A 17,251-nucleotide genomic window follows, 5' to 3' on the forward strand; every position below is an offset into this window, starting at 1 on the left:
TACTCAAGAGGTCAGATACTATGTAACTTCACTTGATAATACCAAACCGGAGGAGATTGCATCTGCCATCAGGCAGCATTGGTCTATTGAAAATAATCTTCATTGGCAACTGGATGTTACCTTTCGAGAAGACTACAGTAAAAAGGTGAAAAATGCAGCCAGAAACTTTTCGGTGGCAACAAAGATGGCACTTACCATACTAAAGAATGAAAAAACAACAAAAGGAAGCATGAATCTGAAAAGACTAAAAGCCGGATGGGATGAAAAATATTTGTCACAACTTTTACAGGAAAATAATTTTTAATGCGTCTGCCCTGTAGCAGGAAGAAATAGCAGTGAGTAAGGGAAAACAGTAAGATATAAGGTGAATGATACACAGGAAAGCAGTAAACAATAGGAAGTTGATTAATAAACGACATAGGGAAAGGAATAATCGTAAGTCCGGCGAGAGTCCGGGAAAAGCTGCAGCCATCATGTATGAGAAATGAGCAAAACAAATAAGAAGGAGTATGAGAATAAGATGAGAAATGATTTGAAACCTATGAGAAATGCATCTTTTTTAGGGGTAAATGATGGAAATACTATGAGAAATGCCATTTCACAGTTCATTTCTCATAGTATTATATCATTGATTTACAAACTATTATCATATCATTTATGAGAACATGAGAAATGAATATGAAAAAACATTTGCAGAAGCTGAATTCAGCGGAGACTGCTGAATTCAAATTGTAAATACGACACCTCCTTATGAATCAGGCTGAATTTATCCGGGTAAAATTTGCTCTATTTCTTTCAACTCGTCTGCCGTGAACTCCAAATGTTCCAGCGCTTTCAAATTGTCGGCTAACTGATTCACAGAACTTGCACCTACAATCACTGATGTCATTCTTTCGTCTTTCAGCACCCATGCCAAAGCCATTTCAGCCAGCGTTTGCCCACGGCGGCGGGCTATTTCATTTAATTGACGGGCAGCTTCTACCTTTTCATGCGTCACTTGAGATTGTTGAAGAAAACCCGAAGAACGGGCAGCACGGGAACCTTCCGGAATGCCGTTCAGATATTTATCGGTCAATAATCCTTGTGCCAAAGGAGAGAAAGCTATGAAGCCGGAACCGTACTCCGCTGCTAAAGGAAGTGATTCAGCCTCAACCGCACGATCGAACATACTATATCGATATTGGCTGATAAGACAGGGAACACCGGCTTTTGCCATCATCTCATAGGCAACACGGGCTTGTTCGGGAGGATATTTAGAAATTCCGATATACAATGCTTTACCTTGCTTCACAATATCAATCAATGTCTGAATGGTTTCTTCAACTGGAGTGACTCCGTCATAACGATGACTATAAAAGATATCAAAATACTCCAAACCTGTCCGGCAGAGACTTTGGTCAATGCTCGCCATCAGATTTTTTCGAGAGCTATTTCCGCCATAAGGACCTGCCCACATGTCATGACCGGCCTTGGAAGAGATAATCATTTCATCCCGGTAGCCTTGAAAGTTCTCTTTCAAGATTCGTCCGAAATTTACTTCGGCACTTCCGGGAGCAGGACCGTAATTATTTGCCAAGTCAAAATGAGTAACACCGTGATCGAAAGCATACTTAATCATGTCGGTTGCTACATTGAAATTGTCCACACTACCGAAATTATGCCACAATCCCAAAGAGATTAGAGGTAACTGCAAGCCACTCTTGCCACAATATGTATAAGGCATCTGTTCGTAACGATCGGCTGCCGGCTGATAACTGAAAGAGTTTTCCATAAAGCAGAATGTTTATATTTTCCTTTCACAAAGAAAGGAAAAATATTCCAATTACGGCTTCAACCGGATATTAAAAAGAAGGCGGATCAGAACTGGAAATAGATAAACGGCTGAATCTCCGAACTCTTCATCTGAATAACAAGGTAAATCAAAGCTATCATCAACACTGCTTTTCCTACGAACGGTAGACGGATCACTCCCCGGCAAGCTGCATTTTCCCAGCTATCGGGAGCAAAATGAAGCAGGAAGCCGAACAACATTAATGCGAATACTTTCCAATATCCTTCAAGTAACTGTGGGAACAGTTGCGGACGGAAAGTAGTGAATATCTGTCCCAGCATATCCATTGAGTTCTGAAAATCGGCATTACGGAAGAAAATCCAGCAGAAGCAGACAAAATGGAAAGTAATAACCACTCCGAATACACGCCGCCAACCATGACTTTGTTCTCCTTTCTTACGCCCGGTGATGGTCATCCACATTTTATGCAATGCTAAAGCAACTCCGTGGAAGGTTCCCCAAAGAACGAAGTTCCAAGATGCGCCATGCCACAATCCACCCAGAAACATGGTAATGATAAGATTCAGATATTGCCGGAACTTACCTTTTCGGTTTCCTCCTAAAGAAATATACAGATAATCCCGCAGCCAACTGGACAAAGAGATGTGCCAACGACGCCAGAATTCGGTAATGGAGGCAGACTTATAAGGAGAATTAAAGTTGAGATTAAAATGAAAGCCCAACAATAAAGCGATACCGATAGCCATGTCACTATATCCGGAAAAGTCGCAGTAAATCTGTAAAGCATAACCATACACTCCCATCAGATTCTCAACACCCGAATAGAGAGTAGGATTATCAAAAATACGTTCTACAAAGTTGATGCTGATATAGTCGGAGATAATGGCTTTCTTGAAAAGACCGGATACGATCAGGAAGATTCCGCGGCCGAACATCTCCTGCGAAACAAAGAGAGGTTTCCGGATTTGCGGGATAAAATCGCGGGCACGCACGATAGGTCCTGCCACCAACTGGGGGAAGAAAGATACGTAGAAAGCATAGTCCAAAAGATTCGTCAATGGCTTTATGTCCCTCCGGTAAACGTCGATGGTGTAGCTTAGCGACTGGAAAGTAAAGAAAGAGATACCGACCGGCAGGAATATATCAAGGGCGGTAAACTCTCCTCCCATCAATGACGCTATCACTCCACCCAGGAAATTGGTATATTTGAAATAGACAAGAAGTCCCAGATTGATACTCAGACTCAAAACTACTAATCCTTTACGTTTCCAATACCCTTCTGCACGATCCATTAGCTGTGCAAGAAAGAAGTCGGCAACGGTGACTATAGCAAGCAGAAAGAAGTATGTGCCGCTACTCTTGTAGTAGAAATAATAGGAAAAGAGGGTGACAAACAAGATGCGGGCAGTGTATTTACGTTGTAACAACACATACACTACCATGAAAGCAGCGAACAGCCAAAGGAAGATACCGCTGCTGAATATCATCGGGGCTTGCGGATCGTAGGTAAGTACCTCTTTTAGTCTACTGAAATCTATATCAATGGGAAACATAGTCATTATATGCTTGTATAAGTGCTTGGTATAATAAATTTCCTTGCAGGATGTATCCTTCAGGTAAATAATGTACATGATCGGGACGCATCAGGTTTGCCTCCGTCCAGTTGGTGCAGGCACGACGCTTCCCTCCGACTACATCATACATATCCCACACGAGCAGGCGATGGTCTTTGGCATAACGGCGGATAGTTTCCGCTGCTGTTGCCGTACGGGGATTGATGGCATACGTGCGCCTACGCCTCCGTTGCCGGAAACTTTCATAGGAACCGGGAGGGGTAGTCAGAAGAATGGGGATGTTAGGAAGACTGTCGCGCAACAGTTTCACAAGTTCATCCATCTGATTGTAGTGCACATTTATATTATAACGCCGGTTATGGCTTTCATTGGTTCCGAAAGAGAGAATCAGCAATTCGGGTTTCAAGGCAGCGATTTCGGTAATACGATCCGGATGGGTAAATGTTAGGCAAGTAGCTCCGTTGACGCCTTTATCAATATAAGAAATGGCACCAAAGGTTTCTGCCAAACGGGCACCGGTGGTTTGGGGATAGATATGTCCACGCACGTGGCTATCGCCAATATGAACGATGCGGACTGTATCTTCGGAGAGTCCGGCACGTACCTGGCGGAGATGTTCAAAGACGGGAGCCAGCAGAGCAATGCTGTCAATAATCTCATTCCGTCCGGTTTCGCGAAAAGCAGCAGGGAAGGCTACTTGTACGTTGATCGTATCATTCGCCCAGTTCATTTCCCGTAAAGGCTTTATCCGCTTTGCAGTCTTTCCCAATGGAGAGCATACAGGCATACGGTCTTGCGCGATTGTTTCTGTAAGAAAACAAGGGACACTCAACATACCGGCGAGAATGAGAATAAAGATGGACAGCAGGTTACTCTTTCTCATAAGCACGCCTCCTGTCGTATTGTTCCTTACCATAGATCATGGTTTCATAAAGCAATCCAGCCAAATGCTTACCGCCACGGAAGTTTATATGCGTATAATCGTAGTTTGCCATAGAGGGTTTGGCATGGACGAGTTTTGCCATACTGCCTTCTCCGCCCATTGCTTCAAACATATTCCAGAATGCAATACCGCTTTCAGCAGCAATGTTCTGCTGATAACGAATCAGATTCTTAACACCGGGCATGGTACGGAGTTCGCCGTTTTCGTTCTTATAATCACGGTCGCCAACGCTCAATAACAGAATTCCGGCTTGTGGGAAACATTCTTTCAGATGCTCGATAGCTGTAATCAATCCTTTCTGGTAATTATCATAATTGCGTCCCCGTTCGGTAGCTACATTCAATCCATATTCGAGGATAATCAGGTCGTAAGGACGCTGGCGGTTAAACTGCTTCAACGTTTGTACCGGAATACCGCGCAGGGAAAGACCGGAACTGCCACGCAACGAGAAGTTATCGAGAATGATTCCTTTCTTTCCATCCATTGCCAAGCCATAGAACAGGGCAGAGTCCGCACGATCTACTGTCCAACGGATAGAACCGATGCGTCCGTCCACCTGAACTTGTTGTAATCCATCAGAAGGGCCTAAAGAGTAATTCTTGCTTTCTCCTTTGTTCACACGGGCAGAAAGAAGAACGGAATCTTTATTATAGAAGAAGATAGAAGCACGTTGACAAGTATCGAGCAGGGAGGCGTATTTATTTTGTCCGCGTAGTTCTACATAAGCTCCGTTCCGGGGGACAAAATAGTGTCCGGAAATGCCTTGTTTCTTCTTATCGAAATAGATACTGTCTGTTACTGCATGGCTGGACCATCCGCCAAATGTATGCCGTACCGTAGGACGGTAACCGCTTGTCATGGAAGTGATGGTAACAAAACCTACACCACAACCGCCGAATTGTTTCTGAAGCATTTCGCGCAAGTCGGCCGTAAATATATCCGCTTCGATAAAGGAGTCTCCGAATACGGCAATGCGTACCTGTTTGTCATCAGAGTCATCTGAATCACTGGAAGAGATACGATTGAGTGCTTCATAAAAAGGAGCCATCCCCCGGAGGGTGGAATCACTGTAATCTTCAATGCAAGTCATACCTGCACGACAAGTATCTACAAAGACCGGCTTTACAACTGGAGGCAAAGGGATACTGTCCGAATCAGCTGTGGCAATCTCCGATTCCGGATAACGAAGGTCGCTCAAAAGGTCTACACGCCTCATCGTGTGCCCGTCAATGGTCAGTACCGGAAGCCAATGAAGCCCGAGTAAGGCTGCAAATACAATCAGTACGAACCACAACGAATATTTCAAATAATTCTTTATTATCTCCATAATGTTTCTAAAATCCCAAACGACCGCAAAGATAGACAAAAGCCACAAAAAGAAAGGAGAATCTACATTATTTATTAGATTCTCCTTTCCTTTTTATCTATCTACCGGATCACATTTAAATGGTCCGTTCAATGTTCCACACAAATGCACGCAAACCTAATTGTTCCGTCTGCAAATCCATTTTATGCAAGGTGTCGAGCAATGAATCGACTTTGTTATCTTCTACCACTGTCAGGATAGCCGAGCACATACTTGGCCAGGCATGGCTTCCGAAATGCGGATCGCCTGTTTTCGAACCACGTCCCTGTACTTTTTCAAGGTATGTAAAGCCACGACAACCCAAACGGTCGAGCAACGCCATGATTCGTTCGTAATAAGCCTGGTCGAATGTTATCAATACTGATTTCATATTTCTTTTCTGTTATTTCTTAATAATGTTATCTTTATTCGCCTGGAAATAAACGTCCAATTCACGTTGACGGCGGAGTTTACGACGACGGTTCTTGATACCAGTTCCCGCGAATACACAATATAGAGTAGGAATCAAAATCAATGTCAAAACAGTAGATATCGTCAAACCACCGATTACGGCAATTGCCATCGGACTCCACATTTCCGAACCTTGACCGCCACCGATAGCCATCGGAATCATACCGAGAACGGTAGTAGCGGTGGTCATCAGTACCGGACGAAGACGGCTCTTACCTGCTGTTACCACAGAGTTCAAAACAGCCAATCCACGTTCTCGACAAAGGGTAATGTAGTCAATAAGCACAATACCGTTCTTCACCACAATACCAATCAACATGATACCTCCCAATAAACTCATGACACTCAATGTGCTGTTCGTAAAGAATAGTGCCATCAAGACACCACTAAACGCAAACGGCAGGGAGAACATGATGATAAACGGATAAGTCAGTGACTCGAACTGCGCTGCCATCACGATAAATACCAGAACAACAATCAGGATGGCAAGTGTTCCCAAATCGCGGAATGAATCCTGCTGATCTTCGTACGAACCGGAAATCTGAATGGTGACTTCTCCCGGAAGATCCATTTTATCTATCACCTTATTTCCGGCAGCCACTACGTCGCCCAGCGGAGCTCCGGAGATTACAGCGGAAACGGTCACGATACGTTCGCGGTCTTTACGTTCGATGGTAGGAGGTGCAAAACGTTCGACTACCTTTCCGACGTCTTTCACACGAACGGATTGTCCCTGTGCATTGTAAATGAGGATATTTTCGAGACTCTCCAGGCTTGTACGGTATTCAGGTGCGTAACGCACTTTGATATCATATTCATCTCCGTCCTCACGATATTTAGATGCTACCGCACCATTGACACGGTTACGCAGATAGTTACCAGCAGTTGAAAGATTCAAGCCATGCATCGCCAGTTTTTCACGGTCGAAGTCTACCTGATATTCCGGTTGGTAGTCACTACGGCTGATATTTACCTCGGTCACGCCTTTTACTTTCAATAATTCACGTTTCAGACGGGCTGCTACGCTATCGGTTACTGTCATATCGTATCCGTAAACCTCAAAGTCGGCACTTGCCTGCGCGGACATACCCGTGTTACTACCTCCGAGGATTACCTGTGCTTTACTGAATTCCGGATAGGCTTTCAAATCTTCACGCATCTCATCACAGACTGCTTCCAAAGTGATGTCACGATCACCCGGGTCTACCAAACTGATGTTGAACGAGATTATATGTGAGCCATTGTCCTGCATGGATGCCCAAGTGTTGTCAGAATCAGCCTGACCGACTGTATAGTTACAGACTTTCATTATGTCTTTATACTTCGTCAGCCATTGGTTGGTTAACTTCTGAGATAATTCCTGCGCTATCTCTTTTCGTGTACCGATTGGAAGTTCCAACTGTACGGCAATACGGGCATTATCCTGTGCCGGGAAGAACTCCGTACCGATGCCCTTTGCACACAGCAAACTGACAACGAAGAAAGCAATACATCCCACAATCACAATCGGACGATGACGTACAGCCCAGTTCAACATCTTCGCATACCAAGTATCAAGTCCGTCGAGCGCTTTCTCAATCGGAGTAAAGAAGAGCTTGAACATTTTCGATGGTTTCTTCTGCAAGCGAAGTAACTGAGAACAGAGCATCGGAGTCAAAGATAGTGCGGCGACCGTAGAAATAAACATGATGGCACACATCATCCAACCCAACTGTTTGAAAAGCACACCGGACATACCGCTTACCATCGTCAACGGGAAGAACACGGCAATCATGGTCAACGTAGAAGCAATTACAGAGATTGCCACCTCATTTGTTCCGTGCACGGCTGCCTGTTTCGGATCGGAGCCACGCTCGATATGGGTCGTTACGTTTTCAAGTACCACAATCGCATCATCCACCACCATACCGATAGCAATAGAAAGTGACGAAAGCGAAATAATATTAATCGTATTTCCACTAATCGCCAAGTAAATGAACGAAGCAATCAACGAAAGCGGAATAGTGATACAGATAATCAGCGTCGCACGCCAACGTCCCAGGAAGAGGAACACGACGATGACAACAAAGAGCAAGGCATAAACAACGGTTTCCGTCAAACTGTCGATGGTGTTCAAAATGTTGTCCGAAGTATCGACAATGACACCAATCTTCACGTCGCTCGGCAGGTTCTTTTGAAGCCTCGGCAGCGCGTCGGCCACTTTCTTGGAGATTTCTACCGAATTGGCTCCCGACTGTTTCTGAACTACAATCATAGCACCTTGCACACCATTATTATAGGTTTCCTGCGCACGTTCTTCCACGGTATCGACAATACGGGCTACATCACGCAAAAAGACATTCGCCCCATTGTGTGTACCCACCACTACATCTGCCAACTGACGGGAATCATCAAACTCACCTTCTACACGCAGTGCATAGGTTTCGCTACCAATATCGAAGTTACCACCGGGAATGTTCTTATTCTCGGCTCCGATAATGGAGCTGATTGTTTCAATAGTCAGGTGATAGGCTTCCAGTTTGTTGGGGTCGCAATATACCTGAATCTCACGTTGCGGTGCACCACTGATGGAGACGGTTCCGACTCCCGGAATACGTGCCAGCGGATTTACCACACGGTCGTCCAATATCTTATAAAGCGCTGACTGACTCTCATTGGCCTGTACGGAAAGCAACACGATCGGAATCATGTCCGTACTAAATTTGAAGATGATCGGATTCTCGACATCATCGGGAAGCTGTGAGCTTACCATGTCGAGTTTATCGCGCACATCATTGGTGAGAACGTCAATATCGTTACCAAACTCGAACTCCAATGTAATTAATGACATATTCTCGGAAGAACGGGAGGTGATATGTTTCAGGTTGCTCACCGCATTCAACGTATTTTCGAGCGGGCGAGTCACATTATTTTCTATATCCGAAGCACTTGCTCCGGGATAAGCGGTCATTACCATGATTGTATTCGTGTCAATGTCCGGATACAAGTCGATAGGTAACTTGGACAAAGAGAAAAGACCAAAAATCACCACTGCCAGAAAGCAGAGGGAGGTCATAATCGGTTTCTTAACCGCACCTTCGTATAAACTCATGTTGTTTTATTTAAAAGCCTCTCCCCACTCCTCTCCCAAGAAGAGGAAGCCGGAAGATCGTTTTGAAATCAGGTTAATTAATAAAAGCATTGGGAGAAAGGTACTGTACATCTCTCATTTGGAAGAAAGTTGGGAAGAGGCTTCCACCTCTACTTCCATACCGTTCACCAAACGTGACTGTCCGGCAACTACAACCTGTGAGTTATCGGGCACACCGGATTTCAACTCGTACTCCGTACCCATGCGTCTACCCAGTTCAACCTTATTATAAGATACTTTACCGTCTTTATAAACGAATACATAACGGTCGCCGGAACCTGCCTGCTTAACGATAGCCAAATCAGGAACAACTACGTTTTCTGCTGTACCGAAGTTCAATGTCGCACGGGCAAACATTCCCGGACGCACACGCTGGTCTTTATTATCCAGTCTGATCTCCACCTGGAATGTACGGGTAGTAGCATCTATGGTAGGGTAAATCAGGTTGATGGTTCCTGTAAAGACTTCATCACCATATACATCGAGTTTCACGTCGACAGGAGTACCTTTTTTCACTTTCGTGAAGTAGGTTTCAGACACGTTAATCAGGAGTTTCACGGGAGTGATCTGTTCTACTACCAGAACCGGTTCTCCACCACTGTACATATCGCCATTATCATAGTTGCGCGCAGTGACTACACCATTGATAGGGCTTTGCAAAGAGGTATTCTCCAGCAGATTCTTATAAGCGGTTTTCTTCACATCGAGTTGCATCTTCGAAGCATCCCACTCTGATTTGGACGCACCGCCCACTTTATATAATTCGTCGATACGGTTGAATTCTATTTCCTGATTATCTAGTTGCAGCTTCGTCTGTTTCAGGTTGGCTGCATCCATCTGCACAAGTTTCTGGCCTTTGGATACGCGGTCGCCCACTTCCACAAAAATCTGGTCGATACGTACGGGAGACGAAGGAGCTATATTATTCTTTACTTCGGCTTCCACCGTTGCTGTGTAATCCTGTATTTGATCTACGGGACGGGCTTTTACGTCTGCCAGCTTCACAATGGGCTTCGCGTCCACATGTTCCGCAGCCGCTTTGTCTTTTCCACCTGTACATGAGCCCATAAACACAGTTAACAGCAGGGCTACCAATTGGATACTTCTTTTCATATTCCTTACTTGTAATTTTTTAGTTGTCTATCTTTATTCTTTTCCCAGAACCTGATCGAGGTCTGCCTTAGCAACCAGGTAATCGTATATGGACTGATTGTAGGTGAGTTGCGCCTGTGTCAGTGACACTTGGGAACTGTTCAGTTCGAGCACCGTGCCCTTACCTACATCATAACGTTTTTCGGCAATCACCACCGCTTTCTTTGCCTGCATCACATTTTCCTTGTTGCTGACTACCTGCTCTGTGCTGGCACTCATATTATTGCGACAACTGACAATCTGCATATTCAACTGTCTTTCCGTATCGATACGATTCCAATCGAGCTGGCGCATCTGGATACGGGCAGATTTCACTTTCGTAAAATTGCTTGCCTTATATAAAGGTATGCTGATATTGAACATCAGGCTGGAACTGTTGCTCCAGTTATAATCGAAGAAATTGATATTCGGATTATACAATGACTGATATTGATAGGAGAAGCTCATGGAAAGAGTCGGCATAAAGTTCGTCTTTAAAGACTTTACATTCTTTTCGAGCAACTTCATGTTCAAGTCCAACTGCTTCATGGTGGTATTGTTGTTCAGATTCACATTCTCTTCTTTCAACTGATTGGCAAACATGGTCGTCTCATAGTTGGTCAGATTATCATTAATCTTTATCTCCACATCGGCAGTGATGCCCATCAGAACTTTTAACTGTAATTTAGCCAAAGTCACCGCATTGGCTGCCGCAATCAGGTTCGGCTTAATGCTGCGCATCTGTACTTCCGCACTGATCTTGTCATATTCGCTCACAGTTCCCTGCCGATATTTGGCATTCACTACATTGTAATTATCTTCTGCCAGTTTATAGCTGCCTTGAAGCACTTCATAGCTATCCTGTGCAAGCATTAACTGATAATAAGCCTTGCTTACCTGATTCACCAGATCCAGTTTGGAAGCACGTGACTTCTCTACTGCCAGTTCAATATCCGTCTTTGTCATCGACATAGCACGGTAAACACCCGGCACAAAGAGTGGCAGGTTAATACTCAACCCGGCATTGGCGGTGTTCGAACCGTCTTGCCCCATCTTGAACGACATATCGTTCAATTTCATTTCAGCCGCTTTAATTGTATGGTCTAAGGAACCGGCAATGCTGGCCTCCGGCAACAGACTTTGCCAGGCTTCCTTGCTGGCAACTCTCTTTAAGGCGATTTCTTCCGCTGCCACTTTCATTGTCGGATTCTCATCCAATGCAATTTCCAAGGCTTTGTCTAAGGTTAAGGTTAGGGTATTCTTCTCCGTCTGCGTGTCCTGCGCCTTTGCAAAACCAAATGCACAGAATGCCACAGCTACCAGAAGGATCTTCCGACCTGTCAATCTTTTCATCTTGTTCATAAACTGAATTTCTAATTTAATCTTAATTGTTTGTCAATAGAACCTCACTTTTACTCTAGTCTTCGATGCGGTTCTTGCGATATTCTTGTATAAAGTCTTCCAGTACCCTTGCTCCTTTTTCGGTGGAGATACCGCGTATATAAGTAAACATGATGGATTCATACACTTCAATGAAAGGGTATTCATTACAGATGTCCGTATTCAAAAGCACATCAAATTGCTCACGTACCAGCAAATTGACAATAGCGAAGTTTACATCCGAACGAAAGATGCCCTGCTCTACTCCTGTTTTGAAGAAGGACATGGTTTTCATCGAATCGCTGTCCTGCCGATTCTTCATCATCTCATATACTTTGGGATATTTCTTAATGTCTTCAAAAAAGCGTTTGTTCGTCTGATGAAACATCTCAATGCTTTTCTGAAAGACTGCAAGTATCACTTCCAACACATTGTGCGACTGTTCAAAGACTTTCTGCAAATACTTGTCTCTGTCTGCCTGTGCCTTCAGTATGCATTCTTTCAACAACGATTCTTTATCCGAAAAGACTTCGTAGAGCGTACGTTTGGAAATTCCTAATGCTGCTGCAATGTCATCCATTGTAATACTCTTGATGCCTTTTGAAGTAAAAGCTTCTGTTGCCGCCGTTATGATCCGTTCTCTTAACTCTACCCGTTGGGAAGCGTCCTTTCCATGCTCTGTCATCATCCGTTTTTCTATTTTATTAAAATGCAGTTTTCGTTTTCTCTTCATTTCCAAAGGAAAAACGGAACAAAGATATACAGAAAACTCAATTAACAAATTAAGTTTCCAGCTATTTATAGTCCATTTGGGATTTATTATCATTCAATAGAGTGAAATGAAAACAAGTGTTAATAGGAAATTTGGAACAAACACAAAAGAAAGGTAAAAGGAGGGAATATAGGAAGTAAAGTTTTATCGCTAATAGAAGAGATGGGAGCCAATAAATGCCGGATAAATATCGATAAGAATCGACACTTACCCGGCAATAACAGTCACCATTATTAACGAAAAGCGAAAAAGGGTCAATTTATTGTCAGTATTCAATCTGTGTCCTCTTCAGGAAGGCGACTGTTTTATGTATTTCCTTGTACATCACAATGTCATCTTTTACAAAAGGCACTTCTTTCCGATAGGCATGGAGGAAACGCTCAAGAACGGGAGAGGTTTTCTGCGGGCGGCGGAAGTCGATGCCTTGTGCGGCGTTCATCAGTTCGATGGCAAGGATATGTTCCAGGTTGTCCATCACTTTATAGAGTTTGGTGGCGGCATTGGCACCCATGCTTACATGGTCTTCCTGTCCGTTGGAGGAGACTATGGAATCGCTAGAAGCTGCATAGCAGTACATTTTATTCTGGCTGACCATGGAGGCGGCGGCATACTGGGGAATCATGAAGCCGGAGTTCAGACCGGGGTTGGCTACGAGAAATTCAGGTAGTCCACGGAGTCCCATAATCAGTTGGGAGACACGGCGTTCGGAGATATTTCCCAATTCGGCCAGGGCGATGGCGAGGAAGTCATAAGAGATGGCAAGCGGTTGCCCGTGAAAGTTTCCGCCGGAGATGATCCGGTCTTCATCGGGGAAGATGGTGGGGTTGTCCGTGACGGAATTGATTTCGGTCAGCAGTACGGAGGCAACGTAGCGGATGGCATCTTTGGTGGCGCCATGTACTTGTGGGATGCAGCGGAAGGAATAGGGATCTTGCACATGTTCCTTGTGGCGTTCGATTAGTTCGCTGCCTGCCAGTAGTTTGCGGAAGGCTTCGCCTGTCTCAATCTGTCCCTGATGGGGACGGATTTGCTGGATGCAGTCCATAAACGGGTCGATACGGCCGTCAAAGGCTTCGAGGGAAAGGGCGGCTATCAGGTCGGCCTTTTTCGAGAGGCGAAAGGCTTTGAGCATAGCAAACACACCGTTGGCACTCATAAATTGGGTGCCGTTCAGCAGGGCTAGTCCTTCTTTGCTCATTAGTTTGACCGGTTCCCAGCCAAACTCGTCGAGTACGCTGATGGCTTCGCACTTTTTTCCTTTATAGTAGACATCACCGACACCTATCAGAGGAAGGAAAAGATTGGCGAGCGGTGCCAGGTCGCCGGAGGCTCCAAGGGAACCGCGGTCGTAGACAATTGGCATGACGTCATTATTGAAAAAATCGAGGATGCGTTGCACGGTGATAACTTGTACGCTGCTATGTCCCAATGAGAGGGCGTGGGCTTTGAGAAGCATCATCAGTTTGATGATGACGGGGCGGATTTCTTCGCCTACGCTGCAAGCATGGCTTTTTATCAAGTTCTCCTGGAGGGTTCCCAGTTCATCGGGAGATATATTTTTAGTGCATAGAGAGCCGAAACCTGTTGTTATGCCGTATAATGGTTCTTCGGAAGAAGCTATTTTTTGGTCGAGGTAGTCACGGCATTTCTGGATGCGTAACTTGGCTTCGGGGGCTAGTTCCAGTTTCAGGTTTTCGTTTATAATTCGTTCGATGATTTCGAAGGTCAGTGCTCCGGAACCGATATGGTATACATTCTTACTCATACGCGCAGGTCTTGATTTACAGCATCCAACAATTCTTTTTCTCTCTGACAGGCGGTTTGCTCGATGGCATCGGCTTCGGTTTGCAGCTGGAGGACAAAATCTCTGTCTTTGAGCGAACCGAGGTTGATACGGACATTCAGTAAGGCTCCCAATACGGCGGTACGGGCGGACATCATTGCTACACAGGCATCTGTGACAGCATTCCGGTTACCGAGACGGGCAACATCTGCTATAACGGACATCATATCCAGTGCTTTGCGGGCTACTTCCAACGGAACGAGGGCGGCTTGTTTGGTTGCCTTCTGGATAGCAGCACTTCGGGCGGCTTTCTCTTCGTCGGTTGTTTTAGGTAGTTTAAAGCAGGCAAATACTTCGTTGTAGGCAGCTGAATCTTTGTCAATAAGCGCCATAAATTCGTCCAGCAAACGGAGGGTGATGGTTTGTGCGTGCTGCATTACTTCTTCACTGACTTCGTATCCTTTTTTTCCTACGGTCAGCCGTGCCACCATCGTAGAAAGGGAGGAAGCCAGCGCTCCATTCAAAGCGGCAATACTACCGCCACCGGGCACAGGGTCACTGCAAGCTACTTTATCTAAGAAATCTTTTACGGTTAAATCTGCTAACATGGTATTCTGTTTTTTAAGTGATTAATGAATGAGAGTTTTTCAACTATTAAGCGACGGGATAAAGTATGCCGCCTTTAATAGTCATGATTACGCAATTCATGCCTATATAGTAAGGTAGAATATGATAGTTGTCGGAATTGAGAATGACGAAATCACCTTGTTTACCTACTTCGATACTTCCAATACGGTCGGCTCGTTGAAGGGCGGCGGCTCCGTTCAGGGTGAGAGCAGTGATGGTTTCTTCGATGCTCATTTGCATATAGATGCAGGCCAGAGCAATGGTCAGCGGGATGGAACCGGAGAAACAACTGCCGGGATTCAGGTCGGTGGCAAGTGCCACAGCACAACCGACGTCAATCATTTCACGACCTCGCGCGTAGGGTTCTTTCAAAGCGAAAGCTGTCAGAGGCAACAGGGTGGCTACTACTCCGGCATCGGCCATTGCACGGATACCGGCATCGGAAGCGTGCAGGAGATGGTCGGCAGACAGTGCTCCGAGTTCGGCTGCCAGTTCGGCACCGCCGAGAGAGACGATTTCGTCGGCATGGAGTTTCAACAGGAAACCGTGTTCTTTGGCTGCCTGAAGCAGGCGACGGGATTGTTCGATAGAGAAAACGCCTTGTTCGCAAAAGACATCACAACATTCTGCCCACTTACCGGAATGGATAAGGGGAAGCATTTCACGAATCAGGAAATCGATGTATTCGTCGCTTCTCCCTGCATATTCTTTGGGAAGGGCGTGGGCGCCGAGGAAAGTGGAGACTATATCGACGCGTTTATGCTCGGCGTTATTCAGGCTGCGCATTACTTTTAGTTGTAGTAATTCTGTGTCCCGATCCAGGCCGTAGCCACTTTTACCTTCTACGGTGGTTACTCCCATGGTGCTCATCTTCTTCAGGAAGCTTTCGGCGGCTGAACGAAGTTTAAGGTAGTTCATTTGCCGGGTGGCTTTGACGGTACTTGCAATTCCCCCTCCCCGCTCCATGATTGACATATAGCTTTCGCCTTTCAGACGCCAGGATAATTCTTCGGAACGTTCTCCGCCAAATACAAAATGGGTATGGGAGTCGACGAAACCGGGTAAAAGGCAATACCCACGAGCGTTATAATGCCAATAGTGCTGGTAGTAACCATCCCGATCTTCACCACGGTTTTCACCAACGTAGGTAATGATTCCTTTGGTCACTTCCACGGTTCCGTTTTCTATGATTTGCAGTTGAGACATTTCCTCTCCTTTACGGGCGGAAAAGCCGATGGGGGTTACGATACGGGCGTTAAATATGATTAGGTTTTCACTCATAAATAGTTCATCATAATTAGTTCATATAATAAATGGAGATATGAATGGCACGTTCTTTTAGAATGATGTTTGCCATAAAGCAATTGTGATTCATTCTATTTTCTTATTGACTATTCCATGATACGAGCTTCGAGAACTTGCTGCATGGTAAAGTTTTCGAGTCCGAGATAGTAGGAAGCGGTATCAATCAGAGCTTCCATCGGTACAAGACCGATTATTTCACTACCTACAATCGTAACACCGTAACGACGGGCTTCGATACGTACTAATTCGAAGGCACGGTAGAGTGCGGTACGGGTATAGTCGGTCATGTTAATGGATACTTGGGTAATGTTTCGCTCTTTCAGTTCCACTCCCATTGCTTTTACATAACGAAGTCCTCCATTGATATGGCGGATATTTTTCGCTATCTTAGTGGCTATCTCCATATTATCTGTACTTAGATTAATATTGTAAGCTACGAGTGGCATACGGGCTCCGATTGCTACGGTACCTGCGGTCGGATGTCGTTCAGCAGGTCCGAAGTCAGGTTGCCATTCGGGTAGTTTGATCTTTTCGGCCATTCCTTCAAACTCGCCTTTACGAACGGAGGCGAGATTTTCCCGATGTGGCGCAGTAGCGGACTTTTCATACAGGAAGACGGGAAGATTATATAGCTCCGCAACTTTCGCTGCTACTTTTTTAGAGAGTTCGATGGCTTCTTCCATACTGGTATTCTTAATCGGGATGAAAGGGATCACATCTACCGCTCCCATACGAGGATGTTGCCCGGTGTGCTGATTCAGGTCGATCAAACAGACAGCTGCACCGACGGCTTCAACTATTGCTTCATACAGTGCTTCCGGTTCTCCCACAAGTGTGACGACCAGACGATTATGGTCTTCATCATTACTATAATCAAGCAGTTTTACTCCGGCTTTAGCACGGAAAGGGGCTACTATCTGATCTATTTTCTCCAAATCACGTCCCTCGCTAAAATTGGGGACGCATTCAATAATCTTATTCCAACTCATACCAAATAT

At 45.1% G+C, this 17,251-nt stretch carries 14 protein-coding genes; 1 reads left to right on the top strand and 13 read right to left on the bottom strand.

What is annotated here, in order from left to right:
• The coding region (locus HMPREF9010_RS23895; protein ID WP_008646300.1) for an ISAs1 family transposase at positions 1-304 on the top strand (304 nt) is incomplete at its 5' end.
• A 462-nt stretch (positions 305-766) separates the two neighbouring features.
• On the opposite strand, the gene HMPREF9010_RS23890 is transcribed toward HMPREF9010_RS23895, so the two are convergent.
• The 13 genes from HMPREF9010_RS23890 to ftcD form a co-directional block, all read right to left on the bottom strand.
• Positions 767-1,771: an aldo/keto reductase gene (locus tag HMPREF9010_RS23890; RefSeq protein WP_004307509.1), complete on the bottom strand. Its 1,005-nt coding sequence runs from the start codon at positions 1,769-1,771 to the stop codon at positions 767-769.
• An 86-nt stretch (positions 1,772-1,857) separates the two neighbouring features.
• Positions 1,858-3,345 carry an MBOAT family O-acyltransferase gene (locus tag HMPREF9010_RS23885; protein ID WP_008646303.1) on the bottom strand — a complete coding sequence of 496 codons (1,488 nt, stop codon included), beginning with the start codon at positions 3,343-3,345 and terminating at the stop codon, positions 1,858-1,860.
• Complete coding sequence (locus HMPREF9010_RS23880; protein ID WP_008646306.1) at positions 3,332-4,249, bottom strand: SGNH/GDSL hydrolase family protein; 918 nt, start codon at positions 4,247-4,249, stop codon at positions 3,332-3,334. Before HMPREF9010_RS23880 ends, HMPREF9010_RS23885 begins: the two co-directional genes overlap by 14 nt.
• Complete coding sequence (locus HMPREF9010_RS23875) at positions 4,236-5,636, bottom strand: SGNH/GDSL hydrolase family protein (protein ID WP_004310861.1); 1,401 nt, start codon at positions 5,634-5,636, stop codon at positions 4,236-4,238. The genes HMPREF9010_RS23880 and HMPREF9010_RS23875 overlap by 14 nt, the downstream gene beginning before the upstream one ends.
• A 115-nt stretch (positions 5,637-5,751) precedes the next feature.
• Positions 5,752-6,045 (bottom strand): PG0541 family transporter-associated protein, encoded by a 294-nt coding sequence (locus HMPREF9010_RS23870; protein ID WP_004307513.1) that lies wholly within the window; start codon positions 6,043-6,045, stop codon positions 5,752-5,754.
• A gap of 12 nt (positions 6,046-6,057) precedes the next feature.
• Positions 6,058-9,216, bottom strand: a complete 3,159-nt coding sequence (locus tag HMPREF9010_RS23865) for an efflux RND transporter permease subunit (RefSeq protein ID WP_004310863.1) — start codon at positions 9,214-9,216, stop codon at positions 6,058-6,060.
• Between the two features lie 114 nt (positions 9,217-9,330).
• Positions 9,331-10,368 (bottom strand): efflux RND transporter periplasmic adaptor subunit, encoded by a 1,038-nt coding sequence (locus HMPREF9010_RS23860; protein WP_004307515.1) that lies wholly within the window; start codon positions 10,366-10,368, stop codon positions 9,331-9,333.
• A 33-nt stretch (positions 10,369-10,401) separates the two neighbouring features.
• The gene (locus tag HMPREF9010_RS23855; RefSeq protein ID WP_008646307.1) at positions 10,402-11,748 is read right to left on the bottom strand and encodes a TolC family protein; all 1,347 of its coding nucleotides are present in this window, start codon (positions 11,746-11,748) and stop codon (positions 10,402-10,404) included.
• 55 nt (positions 11,749-11,803) lie between these two features.
• A complete protein-coding gene (locus HMPREF9010_RS23850; RefSeq protein WP_004323670.1) occupies positions 11,804-12,454 on the bottom strand; it encodes a TetR/AcrR family transcriptional regulator in 651 nt (216 codons plus the stop codon).
• 349 nt (positions 12,455-12,803) lie between these two features.
• On the bottom strand, positions 12,804-14,303 hold the full coding sequence (gene hutH, locus HMPREF9010_RS23845; RefSeq protein ID WP_008646310.1) for a histidine ammonia-lyase: 1,500 nt from the start codon (positions 14,301-14,303) through the stop codon (positions 12,804-12,806).
• A complete protein-coding gene (locus HMPREF9010_RS23840) occupies positions 14,300-14,929 on the bottom strand; it encodes a cyclodeaminase/cyclohydrolase family protein (RefSeq protein WP_004296316.1) in 630 nt (209 codons plus the stop codon). Before HMPREF9010_RS23840 ends, hutH begins: the two co-directional genes overlap by 4 nt.
• A gap of 46 nt (positions 14,930-14,975) precedes the next feature.
• A complete protein-coding gene (gene hutI / locus HMPREF9010_RS23835) occupies positions 14,976-16,229 on the bottom strand; it encodes an imidazolonepropionase (RefSeq protein ID WP_008646312.1) in 1,254 nt (417 codons plus the stop codon).
• 110 nt (positions 16,230-16,339) lie between these two features.
• Entirely contained in the window at positions 16,340-17,242 is a 903-nt protein-coding gene (gene ftcD / locus HMPREF9010_RS23830) for a glutamate formimidoyltransferase (RefSeq protein WP_008646313.1), read from the bottom strand.
• Positions 17,243-17,251 lie beyond the last annotated feature (9 nt).

It is taken from the genome of Bacteroides sp. 3_1_23 (assembly GCF_000162555.1).
GTDB lineage: Bacteria > Bacteroidota > Bacteroidia > Bacteroidales > Bacteroidaceae > Bacteroides > Bacteroides ovatus.

Bases quoted from the DNA above. Each gene is read 5' to 3' on its own strand.
- HMPREF9010_RS23840 (WP_004296316.1), bottom strand. From the start codon at position 14,929: ATGTTAGCAGATTTAACCGTAAAAGATTTCTTAGATAAAGTAGCTTGC.
- HMPREF9010_RS23885 (WP_008646303.1), bottom strand. From the start codon at position 3,345: ATGTTTCCCATTGATATAGATTTCAGTAGACTAAAAGAGGTACTTACC.
- HMPREF9010_RS23865 (WP_004310863.1), bottom strand. From the start codon at position 9,216: ATGAGTTTATACGAAGGTGCGGTTAAGAAACCGATTATGACCTCCCTC.
- hutI (WP_008646312.1), bottom strand. From the start codon at position 16,229: ATGAGTGAAAACCTAATCATATTTAACGCCCGTATCGTAACCCCCATC.
- ftcD (WP_008646313.1), bottom strand. From the start codon at position 17,242: ATGAGTTGGAATAAGATTATTGAATGCGTCCCCAATTTTAGCGAGGGA.
- HMPREF9010_RS23855 (WP_008646307.1), bottom strand. From the start codon at position 11,748: ATGAACAAGATGAAAAGATTGACAGGTCGGAAGATCCTTCTGGTAGCT.
- hutH (WP_008646310.1), bottom strand. From the start codon at position 14,303: ATGAGTAAGAATGTATACCATATCGGTTCCGGAGCACTGACCTTCGAA.
- HMPREF9010_RS23870 (WP_004307513.1), bottom strand. From the start codon at position 6,045: ATGAAATCAGTATTGATAACATTCGACCAGGCTTATTACGAACGAATC.
- HMPREF9010_RS23850 (WP_004323670.1), bottom strand. From the start codon at position 12,454: ATGATGACAGAGCATGGAAAGGACGCTTCCCAACGGGTAGAGTTAAGA.
- HMPREF9010_RS23890 (WP_004307509.1), bottom strand. From the start codon at position 1,771: ATGGAAAACTCTTTCAGTTATCAGCCGGCAGCCGATCGTTACGAACAG.
- HMPREF9010_RS23875 (WP_004310861.1), bottom strand. From the start codon at position 5,636: ATGGAGATAATAAAGAATTATTTGAAATATTCGTTGTGGTTCGTACTG.
- HMPREF9010_RS23860 (WP_004307515.1), bottom strand. From the start codon at position 10,368: ATGAAAAGAAGTATCCAATTGGTAGCCCTGCTGTTAACTGTGTTTATG.
- HMPREF9010_RS23880 (WP_008646306.1), bottom strand. From the start codon at position 4,249: ATGAGAAAGAGTAACCTGCTGTCCATCTTTATTCTCATTCTCGCCGGT.